Raw genomic sequence first — 10870 nt, 5'->3', positions numbered from 1 at the left:
GCTCTACCGACTGAGCTATCGGGGATCAACAAAAGCAGAGAACGAGATTTTAGGAGGTACGGATGGGTCTGTCAATACCTCGGCGCCATCCCAAAAACAATTCCGTTCCGGAACGCAACGGCGCAACACGCGCCTGGGTTCAGCGCGATTAGCGTGCCAAAAGCGCGAGTTTGTCCTTCACATCCTTGAATTCGTCGGCTTCGGGCAGCGGGGCCTTGGTCTTGGTGATGCTCGGCCAGTCCTTCGCCAGCTCGGCGTTCAGGGCGGTGAAATGCTGCTGGTCGCCAGGCACGTCTTCTTCGGCGTAGATGGCGTTCACCGGGCACTCGGCCACGCACACGGCGCAGTCGATGCACTCGTCAGGATCGATCGCGAGGAAGTTGGGACCTTCGCGAAAGCAGTCCACCGGGCACACATCGACGCAGTCGGTATAGCGGCACTTGATGCAGCTTTCGGTCACAACGTGGGTCATTCAGGCAGCTCCTGCAAGCTTTTGTATCGTGGGAAGGCGCGTGGGCCGAAACCCTTATTGTAACTGAATGCGAATTTTCGCTGCGAGAGGCCCGCAAGCGCGCTTATATCGTTTCGTGATTAGTTTATGGCACAGCCCGGGACATCCCAGGCTCCCTGCCGCGGTCACCGTGAAATCTTCGCAAAGCGCGCTGCAACGCGCGTGGGCATGCCCGGCAGGGCGGTGAATGCGTACGCATTCGGGTAACATGGGCGCGCGTCCTCAGAATGCAGTCCGGCTGGCTCATCATGATCATTACTTCGCTGCTCGATACCGATCTCTACAAATTCACGATGATGCAGGTGGTGCTGCATCACTTTCCGGCCGCGAGCGTGGAATACCGCTTCCGCTGCCGCACGCCGGACGTCGATCTCGTTCCTTACGTCGACGAGATCCGCAGCGAGATCCAGAAGCTCTGCCGGCTGCGCTTTTCCGAAGTCGAGCTCGACTACCTGCGCCGTATGCGTTTCATCAAGGGCGATTTCATCGATTTCCTCGCGCTCTTCCATCTGAACGAGAAGTACATCTCGGTGACGCCTTCGCCGAAGAACAACGGCGAGATCGACATCGAGATCAAGGGGCCGTGGCTGCACACGATTCTCTTCGAGATTCCGGTGCTCGCCATCGTCAACGAGGTCTACTTCCGCAACACGCAGCACCATCCGCAATACGACGAAGGCCGCGAGCGTCTGCGCCGCAAGATCGAACTGCTCGGCGCGAAGCCCGAGTTCGCCGACTGCAAGATCGCCGACTACGGCACGCGCCGCCGTTTCTCGAAGCGCTGGCACGAAGAGGTGATCCTCACGCTCAAGGAGGATCTCGGCGAGCAGTTCACGGGCACGAGCAACGTGTACTACGCCATGAAGCACAATCTCACGCCGCTCGGCACGATGGCGCACGAGTACCTGCAGGCGTGCCAGGCGCTCGGGCCGCGTTTGCGCGACTCGCAGATCTATGGTTTCGAGATGTGGGCGAAGGAGTATCGCGGCGACCTGGGCATCGCGCTGTCGGACGTGTACGGCATGCAGGCCTTCCTGCGCGACTTCGACATGTACTTCTGCAAGCTCTTCGACGGCGCGCGCCACGACTCGGGCGATCCCTTCGAGTGGGGCGAGCGCCTGCTCAAGCACTACGAGGACAACCGCTGCGACACGCGCACGAAGACCATGATCTTCTCGGACGCGCTCGACATTCCGAAAGTGCTGCGGCTCTACGAGCGTTTTCGCGGGCGCTGCCGGCTCGCATTCGGCGTCGGCACGAACCTCACGAACGACCTCGGCTATCAGCCGCTGCAGATCGTCATCAAGATGGTCCGCTGCAACGGCCAGCCCGTCGCGAAGCTCTCCGATTCGCCGGGCAAGAACATGTGCGACGACAAGGCCTATCTCGCGTATCTGCGCCAGGTGTTCGGCATCGAGCAGCCCACCGAAGAAGAAAGCGCGGGCAAGTAGCGCCGCAAACGGGGCGAGGCGGCCAGCGGGGTGGCCCCGTTATAATCGGCACCAATGCCGCGCGCGAGCGCGCAGCGCTTTTCTTCAACGCAACGAGGATCGCCCATGGACACCACGGCCGCCCGCCGCAGCATACTCGCGCGCATTCGCGCGGCTCAGGGCCGCGAGGCGGCGCCCGCCGCGTCCGAGCGCGAGGCCGTGGCCGACTATCTTGCGCATCATCCCGAAGGGCCGCGGCCCACGCTCGAAGGCGACCTCGTCGCGCGCTTCGTGCGCGAAGCGCAGAAGATGTCCAGCACCGTCGAGGAAGTCGAAGGCATGGCCGCCGTGCCGGCCGCCGCGCAGCGCTATCTCGTCGAACGTGGCCTCGCCGTCAACGCAGTGGCCTGGGCCACGCTCGCTTCGCTCGACTGGGCTGCCGCGGGCCTCGCCGTCGAATTCCGCAAGCCCGAGGATCGCGATCTGGTCGGCCTCACAGGCTGCTTCTGCGCCACGGCAGAGACGGGCACGCTCGTTCTGCTTTCGAGTCCCGAGACCTGGGCCTCGGGCGCGCTGCTGCCCGAAACGCACATTGCCGTCGTGCCCGCGTCGCGCATCGTCGCGGGCCACGAGGACGCCTTCGCGCTGATGCGCGCCGAACGCGGCGAGTTGCCCCGCGCCGTCAACTTCGTCTCGGGGCCGTCGCGCACCGGCGACATCGAGCAGACCATCATCCTTGGCGCGCACGGACCTTACCGCGTGCACGTCATCGTCGTGCATGGCGCGTAAATGACGCACAAGCGCTGCGCCGCGGCGCTCGCCGCCGTCCTGGCGCTGCTGCCTGCCTGCGCGCATGCCGAAGGCGTCGACGGCGCGATGCTCCCCGCCACCTGGGGCCTGCCCTTCGCGGGCATGCTCTTGTCGATCGCCTTCTACCCGATGTTCGCGCCGGTATTCTGGCACCGGCATTTCGGCAAGATCGCCGCCGCATGGGCGCTCGCGTTCCTCGTGCCGTTCGCCGCGACGCACGGCATCGCCGCCACCTGGCCGATGTTCCTGCACGCGCTGATCGACGAGTATCTGCCGTTCATCGTCCTGCTCGGCTCGCTTTATACGATTGCGGGCGGCATCTGCGTGTACGGCACGCTGCACGGCTCGCCGCGCACGAATACGGCGATCCTCGCGCTGGGCGCGCTGCTCGCGAGCGTCATGGGCACGACCGGCGCGGCCATGCTGCTGATCCGGCCGCTCTTGCGCGCGAACGACAACCGGCGCCACAACGTTCACGTCGTGGTGTTCTTCATCTTTCTCGTGGCGAACGCGGGCGGGATGCTCACGCCGCTCGGCGACCCGCCGCTTTTTCTCGGCTTTCTGAACGGCGTGGGTTTCTTCTGGACTACGCAGCATCTCGTCTTGCCGATGCTGTTTGTCTGCGGCGTGCTGCTCGCCGTGTTCTACGTGCTCGACGCGCGGTTCTTCGGCCGCGAAGGCGAAACGCGCGCCGCGTTCCTCGACCCGACGCCCGACACAGGCTGGCTCGGCATCGGCGGCAAGTTCAATTTCGTGCTGCTCGCGGGCGCGATCGGTCTCGTGCTGCTGAGCGGGGTCTGGAAGCCGGGTATTGCGTTCGCGGTGCCGGGGGCGCACATCGAATTGCAGAACCTCGTGCGCGACGCCGGCCTCGTGCTGCTCGCGGTCGCGTCGCTTGTTTTCACGCCGCGCGAAGCGCGCGCCGGCAACGAGTTCAACTGGGCGCCCATTGCCGAGGTCGCGAAGCTTTTCGCGGGCATCTTCGTGACCATCGCGCCGGTCATCGCGATCCTGCGCGCGGGCGAGGCGGGTGCGTTCGCGGGCCTCATCCGCCTCGTGAACGACGCGCCGGGCCGACCCAACGACGCGATGTACTTCTGGGCAACGGGCCTCCTGTCGTCGTTTCTCGACAATGCGCCAACTTGGCTCGTGTTCTTCAATCTCGCGGGCGGCGACGCTTCAGCGCTCATGACATCGGGCGCGAAGACGCTCGCGGCGATTTCGGCGGGAGCGGTGCTGATGGGAGCGAACACCTACATCGGCAACGCGCCGAATTTCATGGTGAAGGCGATCGCGGAATCGCGCGGCGTGCGCATGCCGGGCTTCTTCGGCTATCTTGGCTGGTCCTGCGCGATACTGGTGCCGATATTTCTGGCGGCGACCTGGCTCTTTTTCGCCTGAGCGTCGCCCGCGTGTGCAACCGAAACTGAAGTGGAGAGCAACGATGCAGAAGATCTTCGTGGCGCGGCCCATTTTTCCCGACGTGATCGAGCGCCTCAAGCAGCATTTCGAGGTGGACTGGAACACCGGCGACGCGCTGCCGGCCGACGAACTCGCGCGGCGTCTCGCCGACAAGGACGGCGCGCTCACGGCCGGCGACCCGGTCAACGCCGCAACGCTCGCGGCGGCGCCGCGCCTGCGCGTGGTTGCGAACATGGCTGTGGGATACAACAACTTCGACATGGCGGCGTTCAACGCTGCGAACGTGCTGGGCACCAACACGCCCGACGTGCTCAACGAAACCACGGCCGACTTCGGCTGGGCGCTGATGATGGCGGCCGCGCGCCGCATCACGGAGTCGGAGCACTTCCTGCGCGCGGGCAAATGGGAGAAGTGGTCGTACGACATGTTTCTCGGGCCGGACCTCTACGGTTCGACGCTCGGCATCGTCGGCATGGGCCGCATCGGCCAGGCGATCGCGCGGCGCGCGCAGGGTTTCAATATGCGCGTGATCTATCACAACCGTTCGCGCGTCGCGCCGGAAATTGAAGCTGAACTGAATGCCGAATACCGCACGAAGGAGGCGCTCCTGCGCGAGGCCGATCACGTTGTGCTCGTGCTGCCCTACACGGCGGAAAACCATCACACGATCGGCGCGGCGGAGCTTGCTCTGATGAAACCCACGGCGACGCTCACCAATGTCGCGCGCGGTGGCATCGTCGATGATGCCGCGCTGGCCGAGGCGCTGCGCGAGCGCCGCATCGCGGCAGCCGGCCTCGACGTGTTCGAAGGCGAGCCGAAGGTGCATCCGGCGCTGCTGACGGTGTCCAACGTCGTGCTCACACCGCACATCGCGAGCGCGAGCGAGGCGACGCGCCGCGCGATGGCGAACCTTGCCGCCGACAACCTCATCGCCGCGCTGGGCGAGGGGCCGCGCGCGGGGCGCCCGCCCAATCCGATCAATCCTGAAGTCATGGGGAAAGCCCGTTCATGAGTCCCTTGCTGTTGATGTCCGTCGCGACGCTGCTGGTCGCGATTGCTCTCGTCGTCGCCCTCGTCGCGCTGATGCGCGCTCGCCGGGGTGACGAAGCCGAAGCGGCGCACGCGCTCCACGAAGGGCTGGACGCGCTGGGCGATCGTCTTGCCGCTTCGACCGAGACGCAGTCGCGCGCCGCCGAGCGCATCGAGCGCGAGCTGCGCAACGAGATCGCGCGCACGGCGCAGGCCTCGCGCAGCGAGTTCGGCGGCGGCTTTGCTCAGGTGCAGCAGGCGCTGGCCGCGCACCTCACGAGCATCGCGACGGTGCAGAACAACCAGATCGAGGGCTTCGCGCAGCAGCTCGTCAAGCTGACGGAGACCAATGCGCAGCAGCTCGAAGCGGTGCGCCAGAGCTTGCAGCAGCAGGCGCAGCAGGCGCGCGAGGAGCAGGGCAACGCGTTGCGCCATTTCGGCGGCGTGCTGGCGCAGCAGCTCGCGCAGCTCACGGAGGCGAACGACCGGCGCTTCGCCGAAGTGCGCGCGACGCTGGAGCAGCGCCTGAAGGATATCGAGGCGAACAACGCCGCGAAGCTCGAAGAGATGCGCCGCACCGTCGACGAAAAGCTGCATGCGACGCTCGAACAGCGCCTCGGCGAGTCGTTCAAGCTCGTGTCGGATCGTCTGGAGCAGGTGCATCGCGGGCTGGGCGAGATGCAGACACTGGCGGCCGGCGTCGGCGATCTGAAGAAGGTGCTCACGAACGTGAAGACGCGCGGCACGTGGGGCGAGGTCCAGCTCGAGGCGCTGCTCGAACAGATGCTCACGCCGGACCAGTACGCAAAGAACGTTGCGACGGTGCCGAAGAGCAACGAACGCGTCGAGTTCGCGATTCGCCTGCCAGGGCGCGGAGACGCCGACGGCACGGCCGCGCCCGTGTGGCTGCCGGTGGACGCGAAATTCCCGCGCGAGGACTACGAGCGCCTGATCGACGCGCAGGAACGCGCCGACGCGGCGGGCATCGAGGAAGCGGGCCGCGCGCTGGAGGCGCGCGTGCGGGCCGAGGCGCGCACGATTGCGGAGAAGTACGTCGCGCCGCCGCACACCACGGATTTCGCGCTGCTCTTCCTGCCGACCGAGGGGCTCTACGCGGAAATCCTGCGCCGCCCGGGCCTGACCGACCTGCTGCAGCGCGATTTCCGCGTGACGGTGGCGGGGCCCACGACGCTGACGGCACTCCTCAACAGCCTGCAGATGGGCTTCCGCACGCTCGCCATCGAGCGCCGGTCGAGTGAGGTGTGGCAGGTGCTGGGCGCGGTGAAGACCGAGTTCGGCAAGTTCGGCGACGTGCTCGCGAAGACGAAATCGCAGCTCGAGACGGTGACGCGCTCGATCGAGGCCGCCGAGGTGCGCACGCGCGCGATGAATCGCAAGCTGCGCGACGTGGAGGCGCTGCCGGGCGAGGAAGCGACGGACCTGCTGGGCGACGCCTTGCGCAACGGCGCCGCCGACGAGTAAGCGGCGTGCTCTGGCTCAGGCCGGCTGTTCGGCCGGCGCGGCGAGGCGTTCGAGCGCGTCGCCAGCCACGCGCACGACGCGCCATTCCGGCAGCACAGTCGCGCCCATCTTCTCGTAGAAGCTGATGGCCGGCTGGTTCCAGTCGAGCACGGTCCACTCGAAGCGTCCGCACTGACGCTCCACGGCGATGGCCGCGAGCGCGCGCAGCATGGCCGTGCCGAGACCCGTGCCGCGCTGCGACGGCTGCACGTAGAGGTCTTCCAGGTAGAGCCCGCGGCGGGCGAGGAAGGTCGAATAGTTGTGGAAGAAGAGCGCATAGCCGACGATCTTCCCGGCGTCTTCGGCCACCAGCGCTTCCGCTGCGGGACGCGCGCCGAAGAGCGCATCGGCGAGCCCCTCGGGCGTGCCGACGAACAGATGCGTGAGTTTTTCGAACTCGGCCAGTTCGTACATCAGCGCGTGCATGGCGCCGACGTCGGCCGGCGTGGCCGTGCGGATCGTGGCCGCCATTACGCTTCTTCCGGCGCGTCGGCGAGGTGGATCTCGATGCCGCCGAAGCGCGCCGCGACCCAGTTATAGGCGTGGCAGGCGATCCACAACAGGATGAAGCCGACGATCGCGTTGAGCAGCAGCGCGCTGAAGACGGTGGCCAGTTCGAAGGTGCCGTAGCGCAGGAACGCGACAACGGCGACGAGCAGCACGAGCGGCACGCTGAACGTCAGATACACGAGGATGAGCGCCTTGGCAGTCTGCCCCGCGGCAATGAACGAGATCTGTTTTTTCATGTGAGTCGGTCCGTATGGCGTGGTGGACGTATGGAATTCGGCAAAGGCTGGAAAGGGCTGGCTCGTGCTAGACGAGTCCGTCGAAAAGCATGATGTCGACGGCGTCGCCGGCGTCGAGATCGGAGGCTTCATGGGCGAGCACGATAAAGCAATTTGCCTCGCTCATGGTACTGAGCGCGCCGGAACTTTGTGATCCCGTTGGCACGACGCGCCACTCGCCGCGTTCGCCGCGTTCCTCCCGGCGCGCCTGGCCGCGCTGGAATTCGGTGCGGCCGGCCCGCTTGCGGATCGGCGCGTCGCAGCGCGCCGGGATCAGCGGCACGGGCTGCGGGGCGGCGCCGGCCATGGCGAGCAGGGCGGGGCGCACGATCTGGTAGAACGTCACCATCGTCGCGACCGGGTTGCCCGGCAAGCCGAAGATGAGCGCCGCACGTCCCGTGCCGGGTTTGCCGCCCGACCAGATGCGGCCGAAGGCGAGCGGCCGGCCGGGGCGCATTGCGAGGCCCCAGAAGGCGACGTCGCCGAGCGTCTGCAATTGCTGGCGCGTGAAATCCGCTTCGCCAACCGAGACGCCGCCCGAGGTCAGCACCACGTCGGCGCATTCGGCGGCCTGCTTCAGCGTGGCGGCGAGCGCGGCCGGCTCGTCGCGCACGAGGCCGAGGTCGATGGCCTCGACGCCGAGCCGCTCGAGCATGGCGCCCAGCGTGTAGCGGTTGCTGTCGTAGATGCAGCCCGCTTCCAGCGGCTCGCCCGGCGAGCGCAATTCGTCGCCGGTCGAGAAGTAGGCCACGCGCAGCCGTTGCTTCACGTCGACGTCGATGAGGCCGAGCGAGGCGATCAGGCCGATGTCGGCGGCGCGCAGGATGCGACCGGCGCGCAGCGCGGCGCTGCCCTTCGCGAGATCTTCGCCGCGGCGGCGGCGGTTGGCGCCGCACGCGACGGCTTGCGCGGCGAACGTCACGCAATCGCCCTCGCGCCGCGTGTGTTCCTGCGGGACGACCGTGTCGCAGCCGGCGGGCATCGGCGCGCCGGTCATGATGCGCACGCACGCGCCCGATGCGATCTCGCCTGCGTACGGATGTCCTGCAAAGGCCTTGCCCGCGACCTTGAGGGTCAGCGTGCCGCCGGTCTGGCTTTGCAGCGCGGCGCCGTCGAACGCGTAGCCGTCCATGGCGGCGTTGTCGTGCGCGGGGACGTCGATCGGCGAGATCACGTCCGTCGCGAGCACGCGCGCCAGCGCATCGCGCAACGGCACGCGCTCGCTTGCCGCGAGCGGTGTGACCCATTGCAGCACGATGGCCTGGGCGGCGCTTACGGGCAGGGCTTGAGGATCGTAACGGCTGACGCAACCGGACAAAGTGTTAAGCGTGGTCATCGGGTGGGGAGGCGGCGCGTTAAGCCCGGTCGGGTGCGGCGGTCGTCCTGGTGGGCATGCCTGATATGCGTCGGAGCGGTGGGACAGCGGGCGGCGGCTCGCGGGCTGCTGTCCGGAGTGCTCCCCGGGTTGCTCCCACTCGTCAGGCACGGTCGAGGTCGGCGAGTTGCTGCAAAGAGTTGATATTGTAAAACGCACGCTCCTCGGCAAAGGCCACTTCGACCACCTTGTGGCGCCCGTACCACGCGCGCACCTTGCGTTCGCCCGCGTCCAGAAAGGCAGCGAGATCGTCGGCAAGCGCCGTGCGCAATAACACGAAGACCGGGTGCAGTGAAACCTCTCCGGCGGCGCTCGCGGTGGTGACGGTCGTGATGTCGGCGTCTTCGGCGAGTGCCGCAGCCGACAGCCGCGCCGCCAGATCGGCGGGCAGCCAGGGCGAATCGCACGGCGCGGCCAGCAGCCAGTCGGTGCGCGCCGCGGCGAGTCCGGTCAGCAGTCCCGCGAGCGGGCCGGGGTAATCGGGCAGGGTGTCGGCGAGCACCTGCGCCTGCCAGGGTGCGCCGAGCGCCGCGTAGGTCTCGGCATGGCGGTTCGCGCTGATCGCCAGCGCGCCGACCTGGGGCGCGAGCCGCGCCAGCACGTGCGCCGCGAGCGGCCGGCCATGCAGTACTTGCAGCCCTTTGTCGGCGCCGCCCATGCGCTGGCCGCGTCCGCCCGCGAGCACGAGTCCCGTGATGGCGGCGGCAGTCAGGGTAGCGGACATCGGCTGGTTACCCGCCGATATAGGACATTTCGATGCGGCGTTCGCTGGATTCGGCGCGAGCGGCGGCACTGCCGCGCAACTGCGAGTAGCGGTCGGCGCGGCCTTCCCAGACCTGGGCGATGGCCGCCGAGATCGCTTCGTCGCCGGCGCCGTTGCGCAGGAGCGCGCGCAAGTCGTAGCCCATCGAGGCGAACAGGCACAGGTACAGCTTGCCCTCGGTCGAGAGGCGCGCGCGCGTGCAGGTGCCGCAGAACGCGCGCGTCACGCTGGAGATCACGCCGATTTCCCCCGCGCCGTCGGCATAGCCCCAGCGTTGCGCGGTCTCGGCGGCGTCGTGGGCTTCGAGCGGCACGAGCGGAAAGTGCTCGGCGATGCGCGCGACGACGTCCGCCGAAGGCAGCACTTCGGTCATGTTCCAGCCGTTCGAGCTGCCCACGTCCATGTATTCGATAAAGCGCAGCGTCACGCCCGAGCCGCGGAAGTGTCGCGCCATCGGCATGATTTCGTCGTCGTTGGTGCCGCGCTTGACCACCATGTTGACCTTCAACGGCGCGAGGCCCGCGGCCTGCGCGGCCGCGATGCCTTCGAGAACGTCGGCGACCGCGAAGTCGGCGTCGTTCATGCGGCGAAAGAGTGCGTCGTCGAGCGCGTCGAGGCTAACGGTCACGCGCGTGAGGCCCGCGTCGCGCAGCGTGCGCGCCTTGCGGGCCAGCAACGACCCGTTGGTCGTGAGCGTGAGGTCGAGCGGCTCGCCTGCTGGCGTGCGCAGCGCGGCAAGACGCTCGATCAGGAATTCGATGTTCTTGCGCAGGAGCGGTTCGCCCCCGGTCAGGCGGATCTTCGTGACGCCGTGCGCGACGAAAAGCCGCGCGAGGCGCTCGATCTCCTCGAGCGAGAGGAGGGCGGCATGCGGCAGGAAAGGGTAGTCCTTGTCGAACACTTCGCGCGGCATGCAGTAGACGCACCGGAAGTTGCAGCGGTCCGTGACCGAGATGCGCAGGTCGTGCAAGGGCCGCACGAGGGTGTCGAGAACCTCGCCGGCCGGCGCGCGCGCGGCCCCGCCGGCCGCGTGAGGCGGCAGCGTACGGGCATCGGCAACGGGGATGACGCGTCGGGACATCGTGGCTTCGTTCAGAGTTTGATTGAATTTTAGCCGAACCTCTGCCCCGCCAGCCTCGGGGAGGACCCGTGATATATCAAAAAAAAGCCCGCCGATATGGCGGGCTTCCTTGGGGCCGGGAGATGCCAGGCGTGACGCCCGGC

The 10870-nt window shown here is 67.3% G+C and carries 11 protein-coding genes and 1 tRNA gene (1 of these 12 cut by a window edge); 5 read left to right on the top strand and 7 right to left on the bottom strand.

Annotated elements, in window-relative coordinates; genetic code table 11:
- A tRNA-Asn gene (locus V8683_RS27885) sits at positions 1-25 on the bottom strand (it extends 151 nt beyond the left edge of the window).
- A gap of 123 nt (positions 26-148) precedes the next feature.
- Positions 149-472, bottom strand: a complete 324-nt coding sequence (gene fdxA / locus V8683_RS27880) for a ferredoxin FdxA (RefSeq protein WP_411188987.1) — start codon at positions 470-472, stop codon at positions 149-151.
- Positions 473-759: 287 nt separating this feature from the next.
- Between fdxA and pncB the strand changes: the two genes are divergently transcribed.
- From pncB to V8683_RS27855, 5 genes are all read left to right on the top strand, one after another.
- The gene (gene pncB, locus V8683_RS27875) at positions 760-1962 is read left to right on the top strand and encodes a nicotinate phosphoribosyltransferase (RefSeq protein WP_411188988.1); all 1203 of its coding nucleotides are present in this window, start codon (positions 760-762) and stop codon (positions 1960-1962) included.
- A gap of 105 nt (positions 1963-2067) precedes the next feature.
- Entirely contained in the window at positions 2068-2730 is a 663-nt protein-coding gene (locus tag V8683_RS27870; protein WP_411188989.1) for a LutC/YkgG family protein, read from the top strand.
- Positions 2731-4152 carry a sodium:proton antiporter gene (locus V8683_RS27865; protein WP_411188990.1) on the top strand — a complete coding sequence of 474 codons (1422 nt, stop codon included), beginning with the start codon at positions 2731-2733 and terminating at the stop codon, positions 4150-4152.
- Between the two features lie 43 nt (positions 4153-4195).
- Positions 4196-5185 carry a 2-hydroxyacid dehydrogenase gene (locus V8683_RS27860; RefSeq protein WP_411188991.1) on the top strand — a complete coding sequence of 330 codons (990 nt, stop codon included), beginning with the start codon at positions 4196-4198 and terminating at the stop codon, positions 5183-5185.
- Positions 5182-6684, top strand: coding sequence for a DNA recombination protein RmuC (locus V8683_RS27855; protein WP_411188992.1), 1503 nt, complete (start codon positions 5182-5184; stop codon positions 6682-6684). The genes V8683_RS27860 and V8683_RS27855 overlap by 4 nt, the downstream gene beginning before the upstream one ends.
- Before the next feature lie 15 nt (positions 6685-6699).
- On the opposite strand, the gene V8683_RS27850 is transcribed toward V8683_RS27855, so the two are convergent.
- From V8683_RS27850 to moaA, 5 genes are all read right to left on the bottom strand, one after another.
- Positions 6700-7194, bottom strand: coding sequence for a GNAT family N-acetyltransferase (locus V8683_RS27850; protein WP_411188993.1), 495 nt, complete (start codon positions 7192-7194; stop codon positions 6700-6702).
- Complete coding sequence (locus V8683_RS27845) at positions 7194-7469, bottom strand: hypothetical protein (RefSeq protein ID WP_411188994.1); 276 nt, start codon at positions 7467-7469, stop codon at positions 7194-7196. Before V8683_RS27845 ends, V8683_RS27850 begins: the two co-directional genes overlap by 1 nt.
- Before the next feature lie 67 nt (positions 7470-7536).
- Entirely contained in the window at positions 7537-8844 is a 1308-nt protein-coding gene (moeA, locus tag V8683_RS27840) for a molybdopterin molybdotransferase MoeA (RefSeq protein WP_411188995.1), read from the bottom strand.
- Between the two features lie 142 nt (positions 8845-8986).
- Entirely contained in the window at positions 8987-9607 is a 621-nt protein-coding gene (gene mobA, locus V8683_RS27835; protein ID WP_411188996.1) for a molybdenum cofactor guanylyltransferase MobA, read from the bottom strand.
- A 7-nt stretch (positions 9608-9614) separates the two neighbouring features.
- Positions 9615-10727 carry a GTP 3',8-cyclase MoaA gene (gene moaA, locus V8683_RS27830; protein ID WP_411188997.1) on the bottom strand — a complete coding sequence of 371 codons (1113 nt, stop codon included), beginning with the start codon at positions 10725-10727 and terminating at the stop codon, positions 9615-9617.
- Positions 10728-10870 lie beyond the last annotated feature (143 nt).

The sequence above is a fragment of the Paraburkholderia sp. AV2 genome, from assembly GCF_054968425.1.
This window is presented reverse-complemented; position numbering and strand designations above follow the sequence as displayed.